Raw genomic sequence first — 25,365 nt, 5'->3', positions numbered from 1 at the left:
TTTATGAAGACTCCGATGATGTCGGCTTGGCGCTGGACCGGGACCGGACGTCCGCTCCAGCTCCACGAGGTCCCGGTGCCCGCTCCCGGTCCCGACGAGGTGTTGGTGCGCGTGCGCGCTGCTGGCATGTGCCACTCGGACGTGGGCGAGCTCGACGAGCCCTCATGGGCCGTGAACATCACGCGCAACCCGATCACCCTCGGGCACGAGATCGCCGGCGAGGTCGTCGCCGTCGGCACGGATGTCACCGGCTGGACGACGGGCCAGCGGGTCGGCGTCCATCCGCAGGGCAGCACCGTTCCCGGCTACAGCCGCGACGGCGGCTACGCGAGCCACCACCTGGCCCCGGCCGGTGACCTCGTCGCGGTGCCCGACGGGCTGAGCGACGAGCTCGCCGCCACCGGCACCGACGCCGGCATGACGTCGTACCACGCGGTCGCGGTGGTCGGCGGCGTCCGCGCGGGCAGCCGCGTCGGCGTCATCGGCCTCGGGGGCCTCGGCCAGCTCGGCGCCCAGCTCGCCGTCCACCTCGGCGCCGAGGTCCACGGAGCCGACACGAGTACGGCGGCACGCTCCCTCGCGGCCGGATGGGGCCTCGCCGGGCTCCACGAGCGGGCCGAGGACCTGCGCGGCCTCGGCCTCGACGTCGTCATCGACTTCGCGGGCTTCGGCACGACCACCGAGGCGGCCGTGCAGGCGATCCGCGTCGGCGGCGACGTCGTGATGGTCGGCCTGGGCGCCGAGCACACCACGCTGACCACCGCCGACGTCATCCACCAGAAGGCACGGATCCACGGCTCGTCGGGCGGCACCCGCGACGACATCGCCGCGGTCTACCAGCACCTGGCCAGCGGCGCGCTGGCACCGACCGTCGAGCGGATCGGCTTCGACGACGTCCCGCGCGGGATCGAGCGCCTGCGCGCCGGCGACGTACGGGGGCGGCTGGTCGTCGTGTTCGAGGGCGGGCAGCACGATGGGCGCTGAGTCCGGGCCGGCACGACGACAGCGGTGGCCCGCCCGCGTCTACGGCACCGGCGCCGAGCCCGACTACCGATTCTCCCTCGCGAACGAGCGGACGTTCCTCGCGTGGCTGCGGACGTCGATGGCCCTGGTGGCCGGTGCCGTCGCGCTCGACGCCTTCGCGACGGGCTATCCCCGGCCGGTCGTCCAGGCAGTCGCCGGGGCTCTGGTGGCGCTGGGCGGAGCGGGCGCAGTCCTGGCGTGGGCACGCTGGAGTGCGGGCGAACGTGCCATTCGGAGAGGCGAGCCGCTCCCCGGGTTCCGGGCCGGGGCCGCCGCCTGCGCCGTCCTGGTGGCCGTGGCCACGACCGCCGCGTTCCTGGTGCTGGTGCGGTGAGCGACCCTCCACGGGATCCGGGCCTCCAGGCGGAGCGCACCCGCCTCGCCGGCACGCGGACGATGCTCAGCACCGGCGCCGCAACGCTGGCTCTGCTCCACCTGACCGCCCCCTCCGCGCCCATCGGGCCGGTCCTGCTGGCGGCCGTCGCACTGGCGGCCTCGACCGGAGCCGCTCCCCTGCTGCGGGACTCGACCGGGGTGCGCCTGGCGGCCCAGTCACTCACCGCCGTCATGATCGCCGCCTGCGCGTTGGTCACCGTCGTTCGCGGCTGATAGCCCTCACGCCACGGGACGCACCGGACCGGGCAGCCAGGCGCCACTGAGCGCGTCCGCGAGCGGCTCGTAGATGCGCAGCACCAGGAAGAAGCGCCCGCGTGGCGCCGGGAGCCAGTTCGCCCCGACACCGGGGTCCTCGGCGCTGATGGAGACGGTGACCGAGCCGTCGACGTCCAGCAGGAGGCCCGGCGTGGCGCTGCCGACCGAGGAGCGATCGATGGCGCTCGGCACGAGGAATCCGCTGTCGTCGTACAGGGTGACGCTCCAGAACGCCCCCGCCGGCGGCGGACGCTCCATCGTCAGCAGGTAGCCGCCCGCCGCCCCGCCGAGGGGCCGTCCCTCGCCGTCCACGTAGGTGTTGAACGAGGTGTTCTCCTCGACGACGTTGGCGGCGAGACCGACGTGGTTCATGACCGCCCGGCTGAGGAAGTTGGCGCCGTGGGCGCCCTTGTCGCAGACCTTCGTCCAGCCGGTCGGCACCGGTTCTCCGAGCTGCGGCCGGCAGGCGTCGATGACACCCATGGCCGCGGCGAACCCGCTCGCGGCCCCCGCCCGCGTCTCCTCGTCCAGGAGCCCGGGTCGGAACGCAGCGGTCCCCGCCAACCCCAGCACCGCGAAGCGACGGACGAGCGCCGTCTCGTCCGCGGGCACCCCGCCGAGACGGAGGGCACCGTCCATCGCGTGGAAGAAGGCCTCCCAGTCGGTGACGACGGCGTCGGGGTCGACGACCTCCCCGACCACGCTCGTCGCACCCGCGGCGACGCCACGGCCGCCCCGGACCGGACGCAGGAGCACCGAGTCCTGGAGCCGGTGGATCTCGGCAAGGTCGTCCCCCCGGACCTGGATCCGCATCAGCACCCACATCAGGCGGGAGGCGACACGGAGCCGGACGGCGTCGTCCGGCACGCCGGCGTCGTCACCCGGCGCGACCAACCAGACCTCGCGTGCCGGTCCGACGGTCCGCCGGCTGATGTTGGAGGCGTTGCCGAACGCGTCGAGCAGGTTCAGCGTGAAGTAGCGATCCCCGAAGTCGGGCAGGTCGATCGCCACGGGCCCCTCCCGCAGGTCGAGCCACGCGTTCGAGTACAGGGTGTCCACGTTCGGCACCCGGAAGGCGGCGAACCCGGGAGCGGCGAGGCGCCGCTCGTGGACGAACTGGCCGGTGGGGACACCGGTCTCGGCGTACTGCCGGCACATCTGGGCGTACTGGTAGGCGGCCGGGAGCCCGTAGACCACCGCATCGAAGGCTGCCGCGTGGGCCACGGAACGCCGCGCTGTGCCGTCCCTCGGCACGAGGTCCGCACGCGTGGAGACCTGCCGCTGGTCGACGTCTCCGACGTCGAGGGCGGCGTACCCCGTCACGCCGGCACCCGCATCACCGCCGGAGGACGCCACGACGCCTCGAGCGGCCAGTACAGGCGCAGCATGAGCCGGAACGGGCCCTCTGGCGCCGGAAGCCAGTTGCTCACCCCTCGCGGCGGCGGGCCAGCACTGATGTCGACCTCCAGCGATCCGTCGTCGGACCGCACCAGGCCGGGGGTGCGATCTCCGACGGCGTACCGCCCGAGGTCGTTGGCAACGAGATTTCCCGCGGCGTGGTACATCGTCAGGGACCAGAAGGCCGCGGCCGGCGGGGAACCGGCGGGGAGCCGGACCCGATACCGGGCGACACTGCCGTCGAGCTGCCGTCCCTCGGCGTCGACCTCGCACACCGGATAGCTCGCCTCCTCGGGTGGATTCACGTAGATCTGGGCGTGCGCCACCGCCGCACGGAGCAGGTGGTCGTCGCCGAAGGAGGCCACGGTCTCGTTGGTCGCCCAGCCGGCGGCGGTCCGGCCGAGAGTGCGAACCCGTTGCTCGATCGCCCGATGGCCGTCCCGGAGGCCGTCGGCGACAGCGGACACGACAGCCGGCGCGGCACGATTCCGGGCGAGCTCGTCGATCCCCACGTCCGCGAGCAGTCGCTCCAGTCCGCGGCTCTCGATCGACTCACCCCCGGTGTCGAGCACCCGGAGCACGGCGGAGGCGAAGGCGCCGGGCTCGAAGACCTCACGTTCCCGGGCGACGGCGGCGAGCCGGACGTCGACGTCGTCCACGACCGTCCCCGCATGCGGACTGCCTTGGCTCGAGACCACCAGGCGGTCCTGCACGGCGTGCGCGGCACGGAGGTCCTCGTCGCTGTCCGGATCGACCGCCGTCCGACCGACGAGCGTCAGCCACCGGTCCCGCGTCGCCACCCGCACCAGGTCACCGTGGTCCACCACCTCCGGCTCCCCGGGTTCCACCACGACGTGCGGCGGCTGCCCGGGGTGGGTCCGGCCGCTGATGACGACCGGGCTCGTGGTGTCGGACTTGCCCACCTGGAGGCTGAAGTACCGATCGCCCACGGTCGGCAGCTGGACCGCGTGCGGCCCGCGGGCGAGGTCCAGCCACGCCACGGAGTAGAGGGTGTCGACGTTCGGCGCCACCCCGACCCGGAGATCGGGGTCGGCGAGGGCCCGCGCGTGCCCGAACCGGCCGATTGGAGCGCCGGCCGACACGGCGGGCCGCGGCGCGAGGGGATCGCCGGGGAGGGTGAAGTTGAACCGCAGCCGCTGCGCGAGCACCAGCGGGTAGGCCCACACCTGAAGCCGGGCTGCGGACCGTCGTACGTCGTCCGGGGCCACGCTCACGAGGCAGCGATCAGCTCGCGCGACCCGGTCGCCGCTCCGCCCGGGTACACCTGCATCGCCTCGGGCCGGAAGCTGATGACGACGGGCTCGCCCTCGTGCGCGCTGCGCAGCCACGCCCCGTGGGAGGCCGCGTCAGCACGCAGCCGGAACTGCTCGGCTCCGGCGGCCACCGTGACGTCGTAGTGGCGGCCACCGAACTCGGAGGCGAGCAGTGTGGCCTCGAGCCGCACGGCATCGGCCGGCGCCTCGGTGGCCGACCGGTGCAGGCGGACGTCGTCCGGCCAGATCCGTGCGATCAGCGCGGGAGAGTCGGGAAGGCTGCGCTGGATGGACATCTCCACGCCGTCGGCGCTCTGCCAGCCCGTCGCGGTCCGGACGAGCTCCAGCCGGTTCGACATGCCGATGAACTCCGCGACGTAGTCGGTGGCCGGGTTGTCGAAGACCTCGACCGGCGTCCCGAGCTGCTCGATCCGGCCGGCCCGCATGATGGCGATCTTGTCGCCGAGCGCGAAGGCCTCGGACTGGTCGTGGGTCACGAAGACGGCACCGAAGCCCAGGCTCTCGTGCAGGCGGTGGATCTCGGTGCGGACCTGGTCACGGAGGCGCGCGTCGAGGTTGCTCAACGGCTCGTCGAAGAGGACCAGGTCCGGCTGGGCCGCGAGCCCGCGGGCGACCGCGATCCGCTGCTGCTGGCCGCCGCTCAGCTGGGAGGGATAGCGGTCGAGGAGGTGGCCGCAGTCGACCATGCCGGCCGCCTCCTCGACGCGGCCCGCCGCCAGCGCCTCCTTCATCCTGCGCACCTTGAGCGGGTAGGCGATGTTCTTGCGGACCGTCATGTTGGGCCACAGTGCATACGACTGGAACACCATGCCGATGCTGCGCTTGTGCGCCGGCACGTTGATCCGCTCTGCCGCGTCGAAGACCGCCTTGCCCTTGAACTCGATGCGCCCCTGTTCGGGCGTCTCGAGGCCTGCGAGGCAGCGCAGGGTGGTCGTCTTGCCGCAGCCGCTGGGGCCGAGCAGGACGAGGAACTCACCCTCCTCGATCTCGAGGTCCAGGTCGTCGACGATGACGTTGGAGCCGTAGGACTTGGTGAGACCGGAGATTCGGAAGCTGGCCATCATGCACCTCTCGCGTAGTTCGGCCGGGTCGGGGATGGGGACATCAGAGGTTGTCGAGCACGTTGCGTCCGCCGACGATCATCGCGATCGCGACGCCCGCCGTCGTGACAGCCGACATCAGGATCGCCATGGCGGCGACGAGGGTGTAGGAGCCGTTGCTCCAGTGGTCGTAGAGGAGCGTGCCCATCACCTGGGTGGTGGCCGAGCGGACCATCAGTGACGCCGCGAACTCGTGGGTCAGCAGGATGAACATCAGCGCCACCGCACTCAGCACGGCAGGCTTCAGCATCGGCAGGGTCACGCGCAGTGCGGTCACCAGGGGGCTCGCGCCACTGACCGCCGACGCCTCCGCGTAGGTGTCGCCCATCGAGATCAGCGCGGTCATCTGCATCCGGGTCGCGAAGGGGATCATCAGCACGATGTAGACGAGGATGATCACCCACTTCGTCCCGTAGAGGATGAACGGCGGCTGGGTGTAGGTGAGGAGGAACCCGACGCCGAAGATCACGGACGGGATGCCCAGCGGCAGCGCACTGATGACGTCCCCCAGCAGGCGGATCACCTTGAGATGGCGGTTGCGGACCACCAGCATCGCCGTGGCGAGCCCGACCGGCACGCAGACCGCGACGGCGGCGAGCGAGGTGACCACGCTCGTGGTCACGGACTCGGTGATGCCGGGGGTGCTGAACAGCTCGCGGTAGTTGTCGAGCGTCAGGAAGTCCCAGCTGAGATTCTCCGACCAGAACGGCGACAGCGACACGATGAGGACGCCGACGAGCGGCAGCACAAGGGCCACCAGGCCGTAGCCCGCCACGAAGGCCGCGGCCCAGTACGAGCGGCCACCCACCGGGGCGAACGACTTGCCTCCGTGGGTGACGAACCGGCTCTGGTTGCCGAGCAGGAAACGCTGGCCGAAGACGACGAGCAGCCCGAGGATGACGAGCGGCGACGCCGCCGCCGCAGCCGCGGCGTAGTTCACCGGGGATTCGGCCGTACGGCGGTACATCTCCGTCGTGAGCACCTTCATCCCCTCGTTCTGCCCGAGCAGGAGGGGACCGGTGAACTGGCCCAGGCCCAGGAGCAGCGCGACGCCGCCGCCGTACACGAGCGAGGGCCGGAGCAACGGGAGCACGACCTTGAAGAAGACACCGAGCTGCGAGGAGCCGGCCGACTGCGCCGCCTCGAGGTGCTCGGAGCTGATGTTCTGCATGCCGGCGCTGACGAAGAGGTAGACGAAGGACGTCAGGCCGAAGCCGGTGATGATGATGACCCAGGTCGATGAGTAGACGTTCACGGGCCCGGAATCGAGGTCGTTCCACCACGGCAGCTGGCGCATCAACGCGTTCAGGTAGCCGGGGCCCGGCGAGAGGAGGAAGGCCCAGCCGACCACGTTGGCCACGGACGGCATCACGATGGGCAGCACCGGGATGACGCGGAGGAATCCGGCGCGGTGGGGAAGTCGGGTGACGGCGAAGGCCAGCAGCGTTCCGAGCACCATGGCGATCACCAGCGAGGCCAGGGCCAGCTGCACGGTCGTGCGCAACGTGTCCCCGATGTCGGAGCGGCCGTACTGCGACTCGTAACCCGCTCCGCCGTTCTCGAACGCCAGGGACTGCAGCCGCCAGACGGGGACGACGACCAGGTAGGCAAGGGCGGCGACGACGGCGCCGTAGAAGAGGCGCCCGCGCCACACGCGTGCGTCGACGTCGAGCAAGGGAAGTGCCCGGGTCACGGCCATCTCAGATCACCTCGGGGAATCGGGGGAGGCCGTGGTGGCAGGTCCCGGACCTGCCACCACGGTAGGACGTGGACGGGAGGTTGCGCTCCTCAGTCGAGGAACTGCTTCTCCCACTCCTCCTGATAAGCGGCGACCGAGTCCCCGGACAGCTCGTCGGGGTCGCCGAGGGGGATCTCCTGCGCGAGCAGGTCGGAGCCGGCAACGCCGGTGCCCTCGATGTCCGGCAGCGCCGGGACGAAATCGTGCGAGATCGCGGCCTGGCCCTCGGGCGTGACGAGGAAGTCGGCGAGGACCTGGGCAGCGTTGGGGTGCGGCGACGACGAGAGGACGTGGCTGTACCACGGGACGCCGAACGGCTTCTCCGGGATGATGAACTCGACGGGAGCTCCGTTGGCCTTCTCGGTCAGGATCGTGCTGCCGATCGTCGGCGATGCCCAGATCTCACCCGAGGCGATCGCCTGGCCGATGGCGACGGCGCTGTCGTAGACGCGCGGGTCCATCGCGGCGAGGCGGTCGACGTAGTCCGTACCGAAGTCCTCGTCGATGGTGCGGTACATGTCGACGTACGTCGGGATGCCGGCCGGGTTGGTGACGCCGAGCTTGCCCCCCTTGAGGTTCGCGGCCAGGAGGTCCTCGGGCGAGGTGACGCCGTTCGGCAGCTTCTGCGTGTTCCAGCCCAGTCCGAAGACGGTCGCACTGGTCAGGAACCACTGGTCGTCGATGACGCTGTTCGACCGGTCGTAGTCCTCGTTGTCGAAGGACGGACCGACGATGTCGACCGAGTAGCCGCCGTCGGCGCTCCGGTCGATCCAGCCGGCGTCGGTGGTCATGTGGACGTCGGCGGTGCCGCGGCCCGTCTGGTTCTCGATCTCGACCTTCGGCAGCAGGTCTGCGTCGGTGCCGCGCACGTAGGTCAGCTCGATGTCCGGGTACTTCTTCTCGAACGCCTTCTTCAGCAGCTCGAGGTTGTCCGGGGCGACAGTGCCGTAGATGACGACCTCGCCTTCCTTCTTCGCAGCCTCGACGATCCCGTCCCAGCTGCCCGCCAATTCTCCGCCGCCCGAGTCGCTGCCGCAGCCAGCGAGCGCAGCAACGGAGAAGAGACCGCCGGCCAGAGCAGCGGCAAGTCGCTTCGATGTCATGAACGTCTCCTAGGTGAGGTGGGCCAGCCACCGAATTGAAGTTGGTTCAGTTGGAACTGTATGACGTGCGTCACCAGAGGGCAAGAGATACCGGCCGGAAACTTGAACTGACTTCAATCCAGCAGCAAGGCTGGGGCCATGACCCACCTCTTCAACGGTGTCGGCGAGTTCGCGGCCGCCACCGGGCTCGATCTCGGCCACAGCCCCTGGTTCGAGATGACCCAGGCACGCATCGACCAGTTCGCCGATGTCACCGAGGACTGGCAGTGGATCCATGTGGACCAGGCTCGCGCAGCCCGCAGCGAGCTCGGCAGCACCATCGCCCACGGCTACCTGACCCTCGCCCTCGTCCCCCGCCTGAGCGCAGGACTGTTCGACTTCGACGGCATCGGACGCGCGGTCAACTACGGCGTCGAGAAGGTGCGCTTCCCTGCGCCGGTCAGGCCCGGCGACCGGATCCGTGCGCGGGGAGCGGTGGTCGACGTGACGCCCGCCGGACCCGATGGACGCGGCACACTCGGTCGGGTGCGCTACACGATCGAGATCGAGGACCGCGAGCGTCCCGCCTGCGTGCTCGAGGCACTGATGCTGGTCCTGCCGCCCGAGACCAGTTGAACTCAATTCAGTTTGGTGGCAGGGTGACCGGCATGGATCGCTACACCGACCGCCGCGTCCTCGTCACCGGCGCGACCGGAGGGCTCGGGGCCGAGATCTGCCGCCGGCTCACCGCCGAGGGCGCCGTGCTCGCCCTGGCCGACCTCCCCTCGCCCGCCCTCGAGGAGACACGCGCAGCCCTGCCCGGGAGCGGGCACGTCGCGCTCGACCTGGACGTCAGCGACGAGGAGCAGTGGCGCGCCGCGGTCGCCCGGGTCGACCAGAAGCTCGGCGGGCTCGACGTCCTCGTCAACAACGCGGCCATCGGCAGCATCGGGACGGTCGAGGACGAGGAGCGCGAGCACTGGGACCGGGTGATGTCGGTGGACGCCACCGGGGTGTGGCTCGGGATGAAGCACGCCGGCCCGCTCATCGAGCGCACGGGCGGCGGCGCGATCGTCAACGTCGCCTCGATCCTCGGGAGCACGGGCGGCCTCGGCAACAGCGTCGCCTACCACGCCGCGAAGGGCGCGGTGCGCACCATGACGAAGAACGCCGCGATCCACTGGGCCACCCGGGGCGTCCGCGTCAACTCGCTGCACCCCGGCTTCATCGAGACCCCGCAGCTGCTGGAGCGCTACGCCGGCTCAGAGCGCCACCGGGCGATGCTCGCGAACACCCCGATGGGCCGGCTCGGCCGGCCCGAGGAGATCGCGGGCGCCGTGGCCTTCCTGGGCAGCGACGACGCCGGCTACCTGACCGGCACCGAGCTGTACGCCGACGGCGGCTGGACCGCGCGCTAGCGCCTCGTGGTACCTCAGGCCTGGGGCACCATCACCCGCTCGTCGCCGGTGACGATGATGCTGCGGCCACCCATCGTGCCCACGTGGGCGACGGCGGCCTTCCACTCGTCGCTGGCGAGGGCCGCGTCGAGTGCCTCCTTGCTGTCGAAGCTGAGGACCGACATGCCGTCCCAGCCCGCCGAGCGCTTGTCGTCCATCCCCTCCAGGACCTCGGTGTGCAGCCACCGGCGCAGCCCGGGCAGCGGGTAGGTCACGTCGGCGTGCTCGCCGCGCCACCAGTCGATGAACTGCTCGTGGGTCCAGCCGCTCGGCTTCGACGCCAGCACGATCAGGTTGTACATCACACGCTCCTGAGTTGAATTTGGTTCATGGGTGGCGGACATGCCGGTCCGGCGCTCCCGCCCGGGAGTCGGGGTTCGGTCAGTGGACCAGGCGCACGCAGGCCGCGACGACCTGGTCGGAGATCTCGGCGAGGGTGTGGGCGCCCTTCGGGCGGTACCAACGCCACACGCCGTTGATCAGGCCGAGCATCAGCCGGGCGAGGACGACCTCGTCCTGCTTCGCGAACACGCCGGCGTCCATGCCGGCCTTCAGCAGCGCGGCCCACTCGTGCTCGATCTCGCGCACCAGCTCGCGCGCCCGCTGGCGCTCGGCCTCCTCGCGCTGAGACGAGCGCTCGCCGACCAGCAGGTCCTGGTGGCTCATCAGGATCCGCTCCTGGAGCGCCTCGCGCGCGGTGACGTCGAAGGCCGCCGCCACGGCGACGCGGATCTTGTCGTCCGGCTCGCTCACCTCGGCGGTGACCGCGCGGGTCCGCTCGAGGGAGCGCTCCAGCTCGTTGCTCATGATGGTCAGCAGGCAGTGCACCTTCGACTCGAAGTAGTGGTAGAGGGCGGTCTGCCCGATCCCCACCTCGTCGGCGATGGTCGCCCACTTAGTGTGCTCGAAGCCCACCCCGCCGAAGTTGTCGATGGCGGCGTCGAGGATCCTGCGCCGCTTGGAGCGCGGGCCTTCGGTACGGGTCTGCTCGTCAACTGTCATGGGAGCCGTCCTTGTCGCCAAGTGAATTCAGATCAGCGTAGCGCCGGAACCGTGGTTCATCGGGCTTCCGCGGCCGCATCGCCGCCCACGAGCGACGACGCGAGCGACACGGCACCGGACCGGTCGAGCTTGCCCACCCGGTTCTGTGGCAGGTGCGGGACCGGGTAGACGAACTCGGGCCACTTGAACTTGGGGAAGTCGGCGGCGGCGAGCTCCCGTCGTACCCCGTCGATGTCCAGGGGGTCGCCCGACCAGACCACGAGCGCCGCCGCCCGCTCACCGAGCAGGTCGTCGGAGACCGGTACGACGCACACCTGGGCCACGCCCGGGATGGCGGCGACGGCGGCCTCGACCTCGTTGATGTCGATGTTGCGGCCTCCCCGGATGATGACCTGCTTCTCACGGCCGAGGATGTTGAGGGTGCCGTCGTCGTTGATGCGGGCCCGGTCGCCGGTCGGCAGGAAGCCGTCGGGCGTGAGCTCCGGCGGGACCGGCGCGCCGTTGCGGGCGTAGCCGACGAACAGCGAGGGGCCGCGCACCTGGACGTTGCCGACCTCCCCGAGGGGCAGGGCGGCGCCGTCGTCGCCGACCACGCGCAGCTCCGTGCCGGGGAAGGGACGTCCGTCGCGGCCGAGGCGGACCTCGGGCGGCTCGGAGGGCAGCGGGGTGGTGTGGCCCAGGCACTCGGACATGCCGAACACCCGCAGGAAGCGGGTCCCGAGATGACGCTCGGCGGACTCCAGCGAGCGGGCGTTCATGGGTCCACCGCCGACCGTCATCGCGCGCAGCGACGTGAGCGCTCCCGACGACCCGGGCACCAGCGAGAGCTGCATGGCCATCGTCGGCACCAGCATCGTCCAGGCGACCTTCTCGTCGCGCAGCAGCACGACCGCGTCCTCGGGGCTCCACTTGTCCAGGCACACCACCGGGCCGCCCAGGAGCGCCGGGAGGTAGAGCCCGAAGCAGAACGCGGCGACGCTCGAGAACGGGACGAAGGCGCCGACCGGGTCCCCCGGCCGGAGGCCGACGGCGGCGATCGTGGCCTCGCCGGCGTACCGGATCGACTCCTCGGACTGCACGACGCACTTCGGACGACCCGTCGACCCCGAGGTCATCGCGATGGCCACGCCGCCGCGCCACCGCTCGACACCGCGGGTACGACGGGAGGCGGCCGCGCGCAGCGACCAGCCCGGGAAGGCCTCCCCCACCACCGGCAGCCCGGCGTCGTCGACCTGCCAGGTCTCGACCGCGTGGGGCGAGGCGATGACGGCGTCCGGCTGGATGTCCTCGAGGGCGAGGTCGTACTCCGAGCGGGCGGCGTGCCCGCTGATGACCGCGACCAGCCCGCCCCGCAGCCCGACCGCGATCGCGGCGGCGAGGGTGCGCCAGGTGTTGTCGGCCTGGACGAGCACCGTGGGCGCGCCCGCCAGCGACCGGTCCAGGAGGTCCGCGATCTCGCCGGCCCGGGCGACGACCTCACCGAGGGTGTGGGCTCCCTCCGCGTCGATGACGGCGACGTCGTCGGGGCTCTGCCCGGCCCGCTCGACCAGCTCCTGTGCCAGCTTCCTCATGCCTTCGTCTCCTCCACGTCGATTGTCCTCGCGGTCGGCACCGCGACGGCCCTGCCCTGGACCAGGCCGCGGCGCAGCCGGTCGTAGGCGGTCAGCGCGTCCGACAGCGCATGGGTCTCGGTGCGGGCGTGGACACCCGCGCCCGCGAGGCCGACCACGTCGGCGAGGTCGCCGGCCGAGCCCCAGAACGGCGCGGCGACTCCCCAGCCGCGCGGCAGGTCACCGCCCTTGGCGACCTCGAGGCGACCGCCGGCGGACCCGACGACGGCGATGCGGCCGCCGGGCGCGAGCACCTGCGTGGCCGCGTCCATGGTGTCCTGCGAGCCGACGAAGTCGAGGACCACGTCGGCCCCGGACCCGTGGTGGCCGCCCTCGAGCCACTCGGCGGCGTCGATCGTGCTCGCCACGACCGCGTCGGCGCCGAGCCGGAGCCCGAGGGCGCGCGCCTCGGCACGCGGGTCGACCGCGACCACGCACACGGGGTCGTGGCGCGCGAGCAGCTGCAGCGCGAGGTGGCCCAGGCCGCCGATCCCGATGACGAGGACCGTGGCCCCCGCCAGGTCGGCGCCGACGGTCCGCAGCGCGTGCTGCGCGGTCAGGCCGGCGTCGGTCAGCGGCGCGAGCGCCACCGGGTCCACGCCGTCGGCCGGCACGAGCTGGCGCACGCCGGGGACGAGCATGTAGTCGGCCAGCCCGCCGTCGTACCCGATGCCGTTGCCGATGGGCCCGGTGAGCTCGAAGCAGTAGTTGTCCCGGCCTCGCCGGCACTGCCGGCAGCGCCCGCACGACCAGATGCCGTGCACGGCGGCCCGGCGCCCGAGCCACGCCGGGTCGACGGCGTCGCCCGCCGCGACGACCGTGCCGACGACCTCGTGGCCGAGGGTGAACGGGAGCTCGTAGGGCAGCTGCCCCGGAGCGGCATCCATGATGTGGAGGTCCGAGTGGCACAGGCCGGCCGCCTCGACGCGGACCAGGAGCTGGGCACCGACCGGCACCGGGACCGGCACCTCGACCAGCTCCGGAGCGGCGCCCCAGGCGTGGAGGCGCAGCGCGCGCATCGTCTCCGGCAGCGCGCTCACCGTGCGGTCCATCCGCCGTCGACAGCCAGGACGTGCCCGGTCACGTAGCTCGCGGCGTCCGAGGCGAGGAAGAGCAGCGCGCCGTCGACCTCGCCGGTCCGGCCGCCGCGTCCGAGCATGGTGTTGCGGCGCACCCAGCCGGCCGACTTCTCGTTGGTGAACAGGCCGTCGGTCATCTCGGTATCGAACCAGCCCGGCACCAGCGCGTTGACACGAACCCCGCGCCGTCCCCACTGGCCCGCCAGCTCCCGGGTGACGCCGATGACCGCGGCCTTCGACGCGGCGTACCCCGCGCCGCCGATCGGGGCGGTGGAGACCAGGCCGACCACGGAGGAGATGTTGATGATCGAGGCACCGCGGTCCTCGGGGAGGGCGCGCACGGTCTCGACCGCCAGCCGGATGCCGGCCGTGAGGTTGAGGGCGAGGATCGCGTCCAGCTCCTCGGGCGTCTCGGTCAGCGCGTCCGGCGGTCCGGGCATGCCGGCGTTGTTGACGAGGACGTCGATCCCGCCGTTGATCGAGGCGGCCGTCGCCACCAGGCGCTCGCGGTCGCCGGCATCGGTGACGTCGCAGGCCACCGGCACCAGACCCGGTACGTCGGCGGCCAGCGCCTCGAGGCGCTCGACCCGCCGGGCGGCGGCGACGACGGTGGCACCGGCCGCGGCCAACGCCCGCGCGAAGCCGTCGCCCAGGCCCGAGGAGGCGCCGGTGACGACGGCGACCCGCCCGCTCAGGTCGAACATGGACAGGGGCGAGGTGGCCATCAGTAGACCGCCGTCCGGCCACCGTCCACCGGGATCAGCGCGCCGGTCGTGTAGCCCGCGACGTCCGAGGCGAGGTGCACGACCATGCCGGCGAGCTCCCTCGGGTCGCCGAGGCGCTCCGCCGGGAGCCGGTCGGTGACCAGGCCGATGAACTCGTCGTCCCAGTCGCCGGCCATGTCGGTCGCGAACGCGCCGGGCATCACGCAGTTGACCCGCACGTGCGGTGCGTACTCCTGGGCGAAGGCACGGGTGAGTGCGTTGAGCCCGTTCTTCGAGGCGGCGTACGTCGCCTCGGGCGGGCTGGGACGCTCCGCGCCGATGCTCGAGATGTTGATGATCGAGCCGCGACCCGCGGCGTACATGTGGGCACCGGCCACCGCCATCAGGCGGAAGGGGCCCTTGAGGTTGACGTCGATCGTCTTGTCGAAGAGCGCCTCGGTCACGTCCTTCGCCGACGGGGCGAGCGGGGCGATGCCGGCGTTGTTGACGAGGACGTCGATCCGGCCGTGCTCGGCCACGACGGCGTCGACGGCGGGCTCGATCGCGTCCCAGTCGCCGACGTGCAGCGGCAGGGGGAAGGCCTTGACGCCGGTCGACGCGGTGATCTCGGCGGCGACCCGCTCGCACGCGTCGGCCTTGCGGCTGGACACGACCACGGTCGCCCCGGCCACCGCCATCGCCTCGGCGATCGCGCGGCCGAGGCCGCGGGTGGCTCCGGTGACCAGCGCGACCCTGCCGTCGAGCTGCCCGCTCACGCGCGCGCCTCCTTCGGTGCGTCGTACTTCTTGAGCTCCTGCAGCGCGATGCTGCGCAGGTGCACCTCGGTCGGACCGTCGGCGACCTGCAGGGCCCGGGTGAGGGCGTAGAGGCGGGCGAGCACGGTGTCGTCGCTGACCCCGGCGGCGCCCCAGGTCTGGACGGCGCGGTTGACGACCTGGTGGGCGACCTCCATCGCGGCGACCTTGATGGCCGCGGCCTCGGTCCGGGCGGCGGCGTTGCCACGGGTGTCCATCAGCCAGGCGGCCTTGAAGGTGTGCAGGCGGATCTGGTCGATCTCCATCCGGCTGCGCCCGATCCACTCCCGCACGACGCCCTGCTCGGCGAGCGGCCCGCCGAAGGCCTCCCGGCTCGCGGCCCGCTGGCACATCAGCTGCAGCGCGCGCTCGGCCATCCCGATCGCGCGCATGGCGTAGTGCATCCGGCCCGGGCCCAGCCGGCCCTGGGCGATGGCGAAGCCGCCGCCCTCCTCGCCGAGGATGTTCTCGGCGGGCACCCGCACGTCGGTGAAGGTGACCTCGCCGTGGCCGAGGCGGTCGTGGTAGCCGAACATCGGGAGGTCGCGGACCACCTCGACGCCGTCGGCGTCGGCCGGGACCAGGATCATGCTCTGCTGGCGGTACGTCGGCGCCTCGGGGTCGGACTTGCCCATGAAGATGATGAGCCGGCAGTCCGGGTCGAGGATGCCGGAGGTGTACCACTTGCGGCCGTTGATGACGTAGTGGTCGCCGTCGCGGCGGATCGTGGAGGTGATGTTGCGGGCGTCCGAGCTCGCGACCGCCGGCTCGGTCATCGCGAAGGCGGAGCGGATCTCGCAGGCGAGCAGCGGGTCCAGCCACTCCTTCTGCTGCTGCTCGGTGCCGTACATGGCGAGGATCTCCATGTTGCCGGTGTCGGGCGCCGAGCAGTTGATCGCCTCGTTGCCGATGATCGAGCGTCCGACGATCTCGGCGAGCGGCGCGTACTCGAGGTTGGTGAGCCCCGCGCCGCGGTCGCCGTGGGTCATGAAGAGGTTCCACAGGCCCTGCTCGCGCGCCACCCGCTGCAGGTCGCGCATGACCTGCGGCTGCTCGTGGGGGTTGGCGTTCGCGGCGACCTGGGCGTCGTACACGGCCTCGGCGGGGAGCACGTGCTCGGCCATGAACGTCTCGAGCCTCGCCGCGAGGTCGGCGGTGCGGGCGGTGAATTCGAAGTCCACAGGGGGTTCCTTCTCGCGTCGTTGCGGTGGAGTCGATCGAGGCTCAGCCGAGCCGGGCGGTGCCGGTCTCGATGAGCCGGGCGATGGTGGCCGGCAGCCTCTCCTGGTCCGGGTCGTGGTGCCGGCCCTCGCGGTGGCGACGCAGGTTGTGGCCCATGATCGCCGCCATCTTGAAGCGGCCCAGTGCGTCGAACCAGGTGAGCTCGCGCGGCGCGGGTCCCCCGGCGGCGTACCGGCTCACCAGCTCCTCGACGGAGGGCAGGCCGGGGACGTGGCGGCCGACGCCCGGGAAGTTGTCGCCGTCGGCGAAGACCAGGAACCAGCCCAGCTCGACCCGCGGGTCGCCGGGGCTCCAGATCTCCCAATCGATCAGCGCCGCGGGCTCGGTGCCGCGGGACAGGATGTTGCCGAGGCGGTAGTCACCGTGCACCAGCACCGGCGCGACGGCCTCGGGGACCGACGCGGCGAGCAGCTGCTCGAGCTCGGCGGCACCCGGCACCAGCTCGGGCGGTACGGCGCCCATCGTGCGGCTCCAGCGGGCGAGCTCGTCACCCGGCGACAGCGGCTCCCCGTCGACGGGCAGCCCGTCGAGGGGCAGCCGGTGCAGCCGCGGCAGGATCTCCGCGGCGCGCAGCATCCGGGCCGCGGCGAGGGCGGGCTCGACCGCGGGGTCGTCCAGCACCGGCTCGAGGGACTCGCCGGCGACCAGCTCCATCGCGAACCACGCCGGCTCGACCTCGTCGGTGGCGCAGATCCGCGGAACCGGGACGTCGGTGCCGGCGAGCGCGGCCATGATCCGCGCCTGCCGGAGCATGTCATGGCGACCGATCGAGCGCTGGCCGGGTGGCACCGCCTTCACGACGAACCACTGGTCGTCGACGGCGAGCTTGTAGGTGAGGCCCGAGTGCCCACCGAGCATCGGCTCCAGCGGGGTCGGTACGCCGTCGTACCCGCTGGCCCTGAGGCCGGCGACGACCCGCTCCTGGAGGTCGAGGGCGTGCAGCTCGGCCGGGGTGGGCCGCGTGTCGGTGGCCATCAGCGGGGCTCCCTCGGGAGGCCGAGCACGCGCTCGGCGAGGATGTTGTGCTGGATCTCGTCGGTGCCGCCGGCGATCCGGTAGCCCGGCGCGCCGAGCACGTGCTCGGTCCACGCCCAGGTGCCCCAGCGGTCGCCCTGGACGGTGAGGTCCGGGCCGAGCAGCAGGCGCACGACCTCGGAGGTGCGCGCCATCGTGTCGGTGGCGAGCAGCTTGCCGACGGAGGCCTCCGGCCCGGCGTCGGCGCCGGCGACGACCGCGGCGGCCACGCGCATGCCGGTGAGCCGCTGGACGTAGCTGCGGGTGACCAGGTCGGCGACCGCGTCCCGCTCGAGCTCGGTCAGCGGCCGGCCGAGGTGGCGAGCGAGCTCGACGGCCTGGTCCGCGTTCTCGAGGCCCAGGCTGCCGGAGTCCAGGCGCTCGGACGCGAGCACGGTCAGCGCGACCTTCCAGCCCGCGCCCAAGGGACCGAGCCGTTGCGCGTCGTCGAGGTGCACGCCGTCGAGGTAGACCTCGTTGAACGAGCTGCCCCCGGTCATCTGGCGGATCGGGCGGACCGTCACGCCCGGCGCGTCCATCGGGACGATGAAGGCCGTCAGGCCGGCGTGCTTCGCACTCCCCGGGTCGGTGCGGGTGATGGCGACGCCGTGGTCGGCGACGCGGGCGCCCGACGTCCAGACCTTGTGGCCGTCGAGGCGCCAGCCGTCACCGTCGCGGACGGCACGGGTACGGACCGCCGCGAGGTCGGAGCCGGCCTCCGTCTCGGAGAACAGCTGGCAGGCGATCACGTCGGTGCGCAGCATCGCCCGGACGTACGTCGAGCGCTGCTGCTCGGTCCCCCACTGCGCGATCGTCGGCGCGATCAGCTGCTGGGTGACGGGGAACATCTCGGTGCGCCGCGGGACGTCGTACTCGGCCTCGGCGCGCCGGAAGGCCAGCAGGTACGACACCGGGAGGCCTCGGCCGCCGTACTCCGGGCCCCAGGTGATGGCCCCGAAGCCGGCGTCGTACTTGGCCTGCTCGTAGGCGCGGATGCGGTCGGTCTCCGCGCGCTCCTCGTCCTCGGTCCAGTTCTCGAAGACCGCGACCGCGTCGCTGCCCTCGCCCCAGGGGCGCTGGGTGCGGGGAGCCGCGACGGAGGAGAGCCACGCGCGGGCGTCGGCGACGAACGCGTCGAGCTCGGGGGTGGTCATGACGCCTCCAGGACCGCGCAGGCGCTGATGCCCGGCGCGCCGTAGACGTGGGTGAAGCCGAGGCGCGGGTCGCCGGGGACCTGGCGGGCCCCGGCCTCCCCGCGGAGCTGGGTGACGATCTCGTGGACCTGCCGCAGGCCGGAGGCACCGATGGGCTCGCCGTTGGCGATGCAGCCGCCATCGGTGTTGACCGGGAGCCGGCCGCCGATCTCGGTGTCGCCGTTGGCGATCCACTTCTCCTGCTCGCCGTGGGCGCAGAAGCCGGTCTCGGCCAGGTGCATGAGCTCGGCACCCGCCTCGGTGTCCTGGAGCTGGGCGACGTCGATGTCCTCGGGCCCGACGCCGGCCATCTCGAACGCGGCCTGCGCGGCGACGGTGCTGACGCTCGTCGGCACGCCCTCGCCCTGGATCGCCGGGCTGAAGACCTCGAAGGTGCCGAAGCCGCGGGTGCGGGGAGCGACCGCGAGCAGCTTCACCGCCCGCGCGCCGAGCCGCTTCGCGACCGCGGGCGTCGCGACGACGATCGCCGCCCCGCCCTCGCCCGGGGAGCAGAACATGTACTGCGTGAGCGGGTCGTTGACCATCGCGGCGCCGGCCACCTGCTCCTCGGTCATCGGCTCGCGGCGCCACGCGTTGGGGTTGAGCGCCCCGTTGCGGTAGGCCTTGGCCGCGATCGACGCGAGCAGGCTCTCCGGCAGGTCGTGCTGCCGGAGGTAGCGCGCGATCTTCACGGCGAAGAACTGGGTGGTGACCATCAGGCCGGCCTCGCCGTAGCCCACGGGCAGGCCCCAGTCCTCGGGGCGGGGGTCGAAGGCGCCCCGGGGGTGCTTGTCGAAGCCGACGGCGAGCGCGATCTCCGCTGCGCCGGATCGGATCGCGTTGACGGCGGCGACGAGTGCGCTGCCGCCGGTGGCGCACCCGTTCTTGACGTTGGTGAACGGGATGCCGGTGAGGCCGAGCTCCGCCACCAGGGTGTCGGCGAGCCCGGCGCCGTCGCTGCCGCCGAAGGCGACCTGCACGTCGGGCCAGGCGATGCCGGCGTCGGCCAGGGCGGCGTGGACGGCCTGGACCGCCATCTGGCGGCCGGTGACACCGGGCTGGCGACCGAACCTGGAGAGGCCGGCCCCGATGATGGAGACCTCGCCGCTCATCGGCCGGCCCCCTCGGCCGTGCGCCCCGAGCTCCGCAGCCACGGGTCGGTGGCGAAGCGCGGGACGGGGTCGACCGCGACGAGGGTGACCTCGGCCCCGGCGAGCTCGGCCGGGTCGTCGACCGTGGTGGCCTCGAGGACGGCTTCGACCTTCACGCCGTCCGGCAGCTCGACGTACCCGACGGCGAAGGGCGTGAAGCCCTCCGCCGGCGGCACGTACGGAGGAGACTTGGGCGCGAACCGCTGGACGGTGTGGGCCCAGACGGTGCCGCGCCCGGCCAGGTCGACGGAGGACAGTCGGGTCCCTCCGCACCGCTGGCAGCCCGTCGCCTCGGGGAAGGCGACGTTGCCGCACTCGGTGCATCGGCTGCCCCTCAGCGTGGGTGCTTCGGGCACGGTCGTGTCGACGGTCATGGCTACAGCTCCTCGCAGGATCCAGCGCAGTTGCCGGATCGGTCGATCCGGCGGACGGGCATCAGGTCAGCGACCGACCCACTTGGGCTCGCGCTTCTGGAGGAAGGCCTGGACGCCCTCCTTGCCGTCCTCGGACTGCAGCGCGTTGCCGACGGCGAGGTGCTCCATGATCATCAGCGACTTCACGTCGGCGTCGAGGCCCTGGTTGATGGCCATCTTCGTCAGCTTCATCATGAAGGGGGACTTGTCGGTGAGGGTGCCGATGAACTCGTCGACGCGCTGGTCGAGCTGGTCGGCCGGCGCCGAGTCGTTGATCAGGTCGAAGTCCTTGGCCTCCTGGCCGGACAGGAGCTTGCCGGTGAGCATGAGCTCCTTGGTCTTGCGCAGGCCGATCATCCGCGGCAGGCGGTAGATCGGGCCGGCGCCGCCGAAGAGCGCGCGGCGGATGTGGAAGTCGCCGATCTTCGCGTCGTCGGAGGCGATGGCGAAGTCGCACGAGATCATCAGCTCGAAGCCACCGGCGGTGACATAGCCCTCGAGCACCGCGACCGACGGGGTGTTCATCGAGTAGAGCCGGTCACAGACCTGCGCGCTCAGCACGGCGACGTCCATGGCGGTGGTGGTGCCGATGAAGTCGGAGAGCAGCTCGTCGAGGTCGAAGCCGGAGCAGAACTGGTTCTGCACGCCGCGCAGGACGAGGACCTTCAGGTCGGGGTCGGCGTCGACCTCCTTGATGATCTCGTCGAGGCGGTGCAGCAGCTCCACCGTGACGGCGTTCTTCTTGTGGGGGCGGTTGAGCCACACCCGGGCGACGTCGCCGTCCTTCTCGAGAAGAACGTGGTCGGTGTCCACCATGGTCGTTGTCCTTTCAGAACCGAACTGGATTCAGTTTAGTTTGAACTGAGTTCAGTACACCTGTCAAGGGATGTGCGGGAATCTCGTCCGGCACGCCGCCCGGGAGCTCAGATCTCGGCGCCGAGGCGGTAGCCCTCCGCGATGGCGTGGCCGGTCCGGCGCGGCGCCAGGCTGTCGCCGATCACGCTGACCGGTGCCGGCTCGCCCTCCGCCGCCGCAGGGTCGGTCAGGCCGCCGGGCAGGACCGGCACCCGCGGCTGGTGCCACACGACGAGGGCCGGCGCGATCTCCTCCGGCTCGCCGCCGAACGCGCCACTCAGGAGGAGGGGACCGTCCGGTGCCATGTGCAGCCGGTGCCCGACGACGAGGTCGACGTCCGCGGTCGCGAGCCGGCCGAGCAGCGGTCCGACGCTCTCGGCCGGGATCCGCGACGCGAGGGCCGTCAGGGGCGTGACCAGCCGGGTCCGCCAGCCCGCGCGGGCGAGTGCCTCGGCCGCGCTGTACGCCGGCCAGAAGCCGTCGTCCTCGTCGTACACGAGCGCGTGGCGGCCGGCGGGGTCGGGCAGGTCGGGCAGGCGGCCGAGCAGGACGTCGTCGACCGTCACGACCGTCGAGCCGGGCGAGGGCGAAGGCAGGTCGGCCGGTCGGGAGCCGGTCGCCACGACCACGTGGTCGGCCATCGTCCGGATCTCGGCGAGGTCCTCCGCATCGATGGACGCGCCGAGGTTGACGTCGACGCGCAGCCGCTTGAGCTCCCGCTCGAGGTGGTCGACCACGTCGATGAGGGTGGCGCGGTGGGGCGCCGCGGCCGCGACCCGGACCGCGCCGCCGAGCTGCCCCGCCCCCTCGAAGAGGGTCACGGCGTGCCCACGACCCGCGGCGACCCGCGCCGCCTCGAGCCCCGCCGGCCCGCCCCCGATCACGTAGACCTGCTTCGGGGTCGCCACCCGGACTCCCACGGCGGGGTGGCGTCCGCGGCCGATCTCGGCGTTGACCGCGCAGTGCAGGTGCGGGTCGAAGGCCCGGCAGTCCTGGTTGATGCCCAGGCAGCCGCGCACCTCGTCCAGGCGTCCCGTCGCCGACTTCAGCGGGAGCTCGGGGTCGGCGATCAGGGCCCGGGCCATGCCGACGAGGTCCGCGTGGCCCGCCCGTACGACGGCGTCGGCGGTGGCCACGTCACGGATCCGCTGGCCGACGAGCGTTGGCACCCCGGTCGCGGCCCGCACCCGTGCTGCCGACGGTACGGCGACCGCGTCGGCGTTGCTCGAGTCCTTGACGTACTTCCCGCGGGTCCCGTGGGTGATGCTGAAGTAGTCGACCCCGAGACCGGCGAGGTCCTCGGCGATCCGCACGCAGTCGTCGATCCCCATCCCCCCGGGGATCTCCTCCTCGCCGCTCAGCCTGACGCCGAGCACGAAGTCGTCGGGCATGACCGAGCGCATCGCCTCGACCACCAGGTGGGCGAAGCGCATCCGGTTGTCGAAGCTGCCGCCGAAGGCATCGGTGCGGTGGTTGGTCAGCGGCGAGAAGAACTGCGCGACGAGGTAGCCGTGGGCGGCGTGGATCTCGACACCGTCGAGCCCGGCCTTGACGAGGTTCGCCGTGGACACCCGCCAGCCCTCGACGATGTCGTCGATCTCGCGGACGGTGAGCTCGTGCGGCGGGTAGGCGTCCCGGGGCGTCTTGATCGCCGACGGCGCCACCGGGGGCCGGTCGGACTCGCCGCCGATGAACTCGCGCCCCAGGTGCACGAGCTGCCCGACGAACTTCGCGCCGTGGCGGTGGACCACCTCGACCTTGTCCCGGAGGGCGGGGACGACCTCGTCGGCGTACGCCTCGACGAGCTTGCGCGAACGGAGGGTCGTGGTCGGGTGGACCACGATCGCCCCGCCGACGATCATCCCGACGCCGCCGGCGGCGAGCCGCTCGAAGTGCTCCACGTCGCCGTGGGTCGGCACGCCGCGCTCGACCATGCTGGTGCCGGCCGGCAGGGCGACCAGCCGGTTGCGCACCGTCATCGGGCCGATGGTGAAGGGCGAGAAGGCGTACGGGAAGGTCTCGTTGCCGCTCAGCGCGTCGCGGCCCGCCTGCCCGGTCACGAGACCGTGAACCTTCCGCCATTGCTCAGCAGGACCGCGCCCACGACATTGCTCGCCCCCGGGGAGGCGAGGTAGCAGATGTTGTCGGCGAGCTCCTCGGGGCTGGCGTAGCCGACGGCGCCGGTCGCCTCCATCGCGGCCCGCACCGACGCCGGGGTGCGACCGGCCATCGGCGTGTCGACGGGTCCCGGCGCCACGGTGTTGACCCGGACCCCGTACGCGATCGCCTCCTTGGCCACCGACTGCGTCAGCGCGTGCACGCCGGCCTTCGAGGCGGCGTAGTGCGGGTAGCCCACGAGCGTGTCGAAGGACGCCGACGAACCGACGGTCACGATCGAGCCGCTCCCCTGCTGCTTCATCACCCGCACAGCGGCGCGCAGCACGTGGAAGGTGCCGTCGAGGTTGACCGCCACCACCCGGCGCCACTGGTCGTCGGCGAGCCGCGAGACGACATCCACGCGGGCGCCCGCCTCACGGGCCTCCTGGAGCCACCCCTTCGCCACGGGGTCGTCGACCCCGGCCGTGTGCACGACGACGTCCAGGCTCCCCGCGGTCGCGACCACCGCGTCGACGACCGCGTCGACGGCGGCCCCGTCCGTGACGTCGACCGGGTACGCCGCACCTCCGACGGACTCTGCGACACGGGTCGCGTTGTCGGCGACCACGTCCGCCACGTGCACGCGCGCACCCTCGGCCGCCAGGCGTCGTACGACGGCCGCTCCGATGCCGGAGCCGCCACCGGTGACGAGTGCCGTGCACCCGGCGAACCGGCGTGGGTCGGGGGCGTGGTGATTCATGCGCGTCCTCCTCTGCGCCGGCGTGACGCCGGCCTGCGGTGGGGCTCCGCGGGCGGCGCCAGGATCAGCGTCGGACCCGCGGATCGAGTGGTGGTGGACCGGACGGCGTCCCGCAGCCGCAGCTCGGGAACCGTCAGGCGCGAGGTCTCCTGCTCGCGCAGGAGGTCACGGTCGCGGACGAGGTAGGTCTCGAGCCAGGTGCCCGGGCGCTCCGGGTCGGGCACGACCTCCCACGAGCGGGCGCCCGTGCGCAGGCGCGAGAGCCGGAGGGCGTCGATCGCGCGCCGGAAGTCGTCGCGCGCGGCGGCGGCCACGACGTACTCGTGGCGGACGAGGAGCTCGCCCTCGCCGGCCTCGCCGACGAGGGCCTCGACCGCCGGGTCGGGGGTCGCGAGCAGCGGCTCGATGCCGGCGCTGGACCGCATCCCCACGCCGAGCAGGACGACGGAGTAGGCGGCCAGGACGGCGGCCGCCACGAGCAGGGCGGGTCCGACGCCGAGGACGTCGGCGACGGCGCCCCACAGGAGGGCGCCGACCGCCTGGGTGCCCTGGAAGAGCATCAGCAGGAGCGCGACGACCCGCGGGCGGACCCACTCGGGCAGCGCCTGGTGGGCGAGCATCATCCAGGTGCTCTGCACGGCGACCCAGCCGACGCCGCCGAGGACGAGGAAGGGCACCAGGACGCCCAGGGCGTCCAGGGAGCCGAGCGCAGCGAGGGTGAGCGCGTAGCCGCCGGCGAGGACCGCGACGAAGGTGTGGACGCGCACCCGCTCGCGGACCGGGCCGAGCGTCAGCGCCGCGGCGACCGATCCGGCACCGAGGACGGCCATCGTCGCGCCGAAGCCGGCGGAGCCGAGCTCCAGACGGTCGTGCACGGCGAGCGACACCAGCGCCCAGAGGGCGCTCGCCGGCAGGCCGAACGCGATCATCCGGACCAGCAGCCCGGTCGTCCACGGCGAGTGGCGGACGAACCAGAGGGCACCGCGCATCGCGGCCGGCACCGACTCCGTCCGTCCCGGTCGGGTCGCCGTCGGCGTCCCCGCGAGGAGGAGGAGGGCGACGCACGCGGCGAACATCGCGGAGATCGCCGCGAACAGCTGCAGCGGCCCGGCCAGCCCGAGCACGATGCCGGCCAGCAGCGGCCCGACGGCGCGGGCCATGTTGAAGACCGCCCCGTCGAGCAGGACGGCCGCCGGGACCAGCGCACGCTCCACCAGCTCCGGCACCATCGACTGCCAGGAGACGCCGACCACGACCAGGGCGCCGCCGACGACGAGCACGGTGAGGAGGAGCGGGACGGCACCGTCGGCGCCGGTCGCCACCAGTCCCGCAGCCGCGAGGGACGCGAGCGTCGAGGCGACCGCGGCCCGCACGAGGAGCCGCTCCCTCGCCGCATGGCTGACCACGACGCCGACGGGGAGGGCCAGCAGGATGAAGGGCAGCGCCATCGCGGCCGGGGCGAGCGCGACCACGGTCGCCGGCTCGCCGCGCTCGGTCAGCAGCCACTGGACGCCGACCACGTGGACCCAGACCGCGACCGCGTTGACCAGCTGCACCGACAGCAGCAGGCGGAAGGCGCGCACGCGCAGGGCGGCGCCCGCGCCCGGCCGGTCCGCACCTGCCTCGGCCACGCCATCTCCTTTGAACTGAAGTGAGTTTGGTTTAGGGTAACGCACATCACAGGAC

The 25,365-nt window shown here is 72.5% G+C and carries 25 protein-coding genes; 5 read left to right on the top strand and 20 right to left on the bottom strand.

Annotated features, from left to right (window positions below; genetic code table 11):
- The first annotated feature begins 3 nt into the window (after nucleotides 1-3).
- Genes AC2YHB_RS19355 through AC2YHB_RS19345 form a run of 3 tightly spaced genes read left to right on the top strand, consistent with a single transcriptional unit; the run spans nucleotide 4 to nucleotide 1,632 of the window.
- Nucleotides 4-984: a zinc-binding dehydrogenase gene (locus AC2YHB_RS19355; protein WP_179648983.1), complete on the top strand. Its 981-nt coding sequence runs from the start codon at nucleotides 4-6 to the stop codon at nucleotides 982-984.
- A complete protein-coding gene (locus AC2YHB_RS19350) occupies nucleotides 974-1,357 on the top strand; it encodes a YidH family protein (RefSeq protein ID WP_179648982.1) in 384 nt (127 codons plus the stop codon). The genes AC2YHB_RS19355 and AC2YHB_RS19350 overlap by 11 nt, the downstream gene beginning before the upstream one ends.
- Nucleotides 1,354-1,632 (top strand): DUF202 domain-containing protein, encoded by a 279-nt coding sequence (locus AC2YHB_RS19345; protein WP_179648981.1) that lies wholly within the window; start codon nucleotides 1,354-1,356, stop codon nucleotides 1,630-1,632. The genes AC2YHB_RS19350 and AC2YHB_RS19345 overlap by 4 nt, the downstream gene beginning before the upstream one ends.
- Before the next feature lie 6 nt (nucleotides 1,633-1,638).
- Here the strand turns inward: AC2YHB_RS19345 and AC2YHB_RS19340 are convergent, their stop codons facing one another.
- From AC2YHB_RS19340 to AC2YHB_RS19320, 5 genes are all read right to left on the bottom strand, one after another.
- A complete protein-coding gene (locus AC2YHB_RS19340; protein WP_179648980.1) occupies nucleotides 1,639-2,997 on the bottom strand; it encodes a DUF1254 domain-containing protein in 1,359 nt (452 codons plus the stop codon).
- The gene (locus tag AC2YHB_RS19335; RefSeq protein WP_179648979.1) at nucleotides 2,994-4,301 is read right to left on the bottom strand and encodes a DUF1214 domain-containing protein; all 1,308 of its coding nucleotides are present in this window, start codon (nucleotides 4,299-4,301) and stop codon (nucleotides 2,994-2,996) included. Before AC2YHB_RS19335 ends, AC2YHB_RS19340 begins: the two co-directional genes overlap by 4 nt.
- A 2-nt stretch (nucleotides 4,302-4,303) precedes the next feature.
- The gene (locus AC2YHB_RS19330; protein WP_257026866.1) at nucleotides 4,304-5,428 is read right to left on the bottom strand and encodes an ABC transporter ATP-binding protein; all 1,125 of its coding nucleotides are present in this window, start codon (nucleotides 5,426-5,428) and stop codon (nucleotides 4,304-4,306) included.
- A gap of 43 nt (nucleotides 5,429-5,471) precedes the next feature.
- Complete coding sequence (locus AC2YHB_RS19325) at nucleotides 5,472-7,166, bottom strand: ABC transporter permease (RefSeq protein WP_179648977.1); 1,695 nt, start codon at nucleotides 7,164-7,166, stop codon at nucleotides 5,472-5,474.
- A gap of 89 nt (nucleotides 7,167-7,255) precedes the next feature.
- On the bottom strand, nucleotides 7,256-8,308 hold the full coding sequence (locus tag AC2YHB_RS19320) for an extracellular solute-binding protein (protein ID WP_179648976.1): 1,053 nt from the start codon (nucleotides 8,306-8,308) through the stop codon (nucleotides 7,256-7,258).
- A 138-nt stretch (nucleotides 8,309-8,446) separates the two neighbouring features.
- On the opposite strand from AC2YHB_RS19320, the gene AC2YHB_RS19315 reads away from it, so the two are divergent.
- Together AC2YHB_RS19315 and AC2YHB_RS19310 are read left to right on the top strand one after the other, a co-directional pair.
- Nucleotides 8,447-8,923, top strand: coding sequence for a MaoC family dehydratase (locus AC2YHB_RS19315; protein WP_179648975.1), 477 nt, complete (start codon nucleotides 8,447-8,449; stop codon nucleotides 8,921-8,923).
- Between the two features lie 32 nt (nucleotides 8,924-8,955).
- Nucleotides 8,956-9,705 (top strand): SDR family NAD(P)-dependent oxidoreductase, encoded by a 750-nt coding sequence (locus AC2YHB_RS19310; protein WP_179648974.1) that lies wholly within the window; start codon nucleotides 8,956-8,958, stop codon nucleotides 9,703-9,705.
- A 14-nt stretch (nucleotides 9,706-9,719) separates the two neighbouring features.
- On the opposite strand, the gene AC2YHB_RS19305 is transcribed toward AC2YHB_RS19310, so the two are convergent.
- The 15 genes from AC2YHB_RS19305 to AC2YHB_RS19235 form a co-directional block, all read right to left on the bottom strand.
- Nucleotides 9,720-10,046 (bottom strand): EthD domain-containing protein, encoded by a 327-nt coding sequence (locus tag AC2YHB_RS19305; protein WP_179648973.1) that lies wholly within the window; start codon nucleotides 10,044-10,046, stop codon nucleotides 9,720-9,722.
- Between the two features lie 79 nt (nucleotides 10,047-10,125).
- Nucleotides 10,126-10,746, bottom strand: coding sequence for a TetR/AcrR family transcriptional regulator (locus AC2YHB_RS19300; protein ID WP_179648972.1), 621 nt, complete (start codon nucleotides 10,744-10,746; stop codon nucleotides 10,126-10,128).
- Nucleotides 10,747-10,802: 56 nt separating this feature from the next.
- Complete coding sequence (locus tag AC2YHB_RS19295; RefSeq protein WP_179648971.1) at nucleotides 10,803-12,317, bottom strand: class I adenylate-forming enzyme family protein; 1,515 nt, start codon at nucleotides 12,315-12,317, stop codon at nucleotides 10,803-10,805.
- Nucleotides 12,314-13,396 carry an alcohol dehydrogenase catalytic domain-containing protein gene (locus AC2YHB_RS19290; protein ID WP_487354495.1) on the bottom strand — a complete coding sequence of 361 codons (1,083 nt, stop codon included), beginning with the start codon at nucleotides 13,394-13,396 and terminating at the stop codon, nucleotides 12,314-12,316. Before AC2YHB_RS19290 ends, AC2YHB_RS19295 begins: the two co-directional genes overlap by 4 nt.
- Nucleotides 13,393-14,160 carry an SDR family NAD(P)-dependent oxidoreductase gene (locus AC2YHB_RS19285; RefSeq protein WP_179648970.1) on the bottom strand — a complete coding sequence of 256 codons (768 nt, stop codon included), beginning with the start codon at nucleotides 14,158-14,160 and terminating at the stop codon, nucleotides 13,393-13,395. The genes AC2YHB_RS19290 and AC2YHB_RS19285 overlap by 4 nt, the downstream gene beginning before the upstream one ends.
- Nucleotides 14,160-14,915: an SDR family NAD(P)-dependent oxidoreductase gene (locus AC2YHB_RS19280; protein ID WP_179648969.1), complete on the bottom strand. Its 756-nt coding sequence runs from the start codon at nucleotides 14,913-14,915 to the stop codon at nucleotides 14,160-14,162. The genes AC2YHB_RS19285 and AC2YHB_RS19280 overlap by 1 nt, the downstream gene beginning before the upstream one ends.
- On the bottom strand, nucleotides 14,912-16,135 hold the full coding sequence (locus AC2YHB_RS19275; RefSeq protein ID WP_179648968.1) for an acyl-CoA dehydrogenase family protein: 1,224 nt from the start codon (nucleotides 16,133-16,135) through the stop codon (nucleotides 14,912-14,914). The genes AC2YHB_RS19280 and AC2YHB_RS19275 overlap by 4 nt, the downstream gene beginning before the upstream one ends.
- 43 nt (nucleotides 16,136-16,178) lie before the next feature.
- Nucleotides 16,179-17,171 carry a phosphotransferase family protein gene (locus AC2YHB_RS19270; protein WP_487354494.1) on the bottom strand — a complete coding sequence of 331 codons (993 nt, stop codon included), beginning with the start codon at nucleotides 17,169-17,171 and terminating at the stop codon, nucleotides 16,179-16,181.
- Nucleotides 17,171-18,364 (bottom strand): acyl-CoA dehydrogenase family protein, encoded by a 1,194-nt coding sequence (locus AC2YHB_RS19265; RefSeq protein ID WP_487354493.1) that lies wholly within the window; start codon nucleotides 18,362-18,364, stop codon nucleotides 17,171-17,173. Before AC2YHB_RS19265 ends, AC2YHB_RS19270 begins: the two co-directional genes overlap by 1 nt.
- Nucleotides 18,361-19,515: a thiolase family protein gene (locus tag AC2YHB_RS19260; RefSeq protein ID WP_487354492.1), complete on the bottom strand. Its 1,155-nt coding sequence runs from the start codon at nucleotides 19,513-19,515 to the stop codon at nucleotides 18,361-18,363. The genes AC2YHB_RS19265 and AC2YHB_RS19260 overlap by 4 nt, the downstream gene beginning before the upstream one ends.
- On the bottom strand, nucleotides 19,512-19,928 hold the full coding sequence (locus AC2YHB_RS19255; protein WP_179648964.1) for a Zn-ribbon domain-containing OB-fold protein: 417 nt from the start codon (nucleotides 19,926-19,928) through the stop codon (nucleotides 19,512-19,514). Before AC2YHB_RS19255 ends, AC2YHB_RS19260 begins: the two co-directional genes overlap by 4 nt.
- A gap of 66 nt (nucleotides 19,929-19,994) precedes the next feature.
- Complete coding sequence (locus AC2YHB_RS19250) at nucleotides 19,995-20,783, bottom strand: enoyl-CoA hydratase/isomerase family protein (protein ID WP_179648963.1); 789 nt, start codon at nucleotides 20,781-20,783, stop codon at nucleotides 19,995-19,997.
- A gap of 107 nt (nucleotides 20,784-20,890) precedes the next feature.
- Nucleotides 20,891-22,882: an oxidoreductase gene (locus AC2YHB_RS19245; RefSeq protein WP_308645549.1), complete on the bottom strand. Its 1,992-nt coding sequence runs from the start codon at nucleotides 22,880-22,882 to the stop codon at nucleotides 20,891-20,893.
- On the bottom strand, nucleotides 22,879-23,679 hold the full coding sequence (locus AC2YHB_RS19240; protein WP_179648962.1) for an SDR family NAD(P)-dependent oxidoreductase: 801 nt from the start codon (nucleotides 23,677-23,679) through the stop codon (nucleotides 22,879-22,881). Before AC2YHB_RS19240 ends, AC2YHB_RS19245 begins: the two co-directional genes overlap by 4 nt.
- Nucleotides 23,676-25,310, bottom strand: a complete 1,635-nt coding sequence (locus AC2YHB_RS19235) for an MFS transporter (RefSeq protein ID WP_179648961.1) — start codon at nucleotides 25,308-25,310, stop codon at nucleotides 23,676-23,678. The genes AC2YHB_RS19240 and AC2YHB_RS19235 overlap by 4 nt, the downstream gene beginning before the upstream one ends.
- Nucleotides 25,311-25,365: the final 55 nt, after the last annotated feature.

Source organism: Nocardioides sp. SRI_004 (genome assembly GCF_057586415.1).
This window is presented reverse-complemented; position numbering and strand designations above follow the sequence as displayed.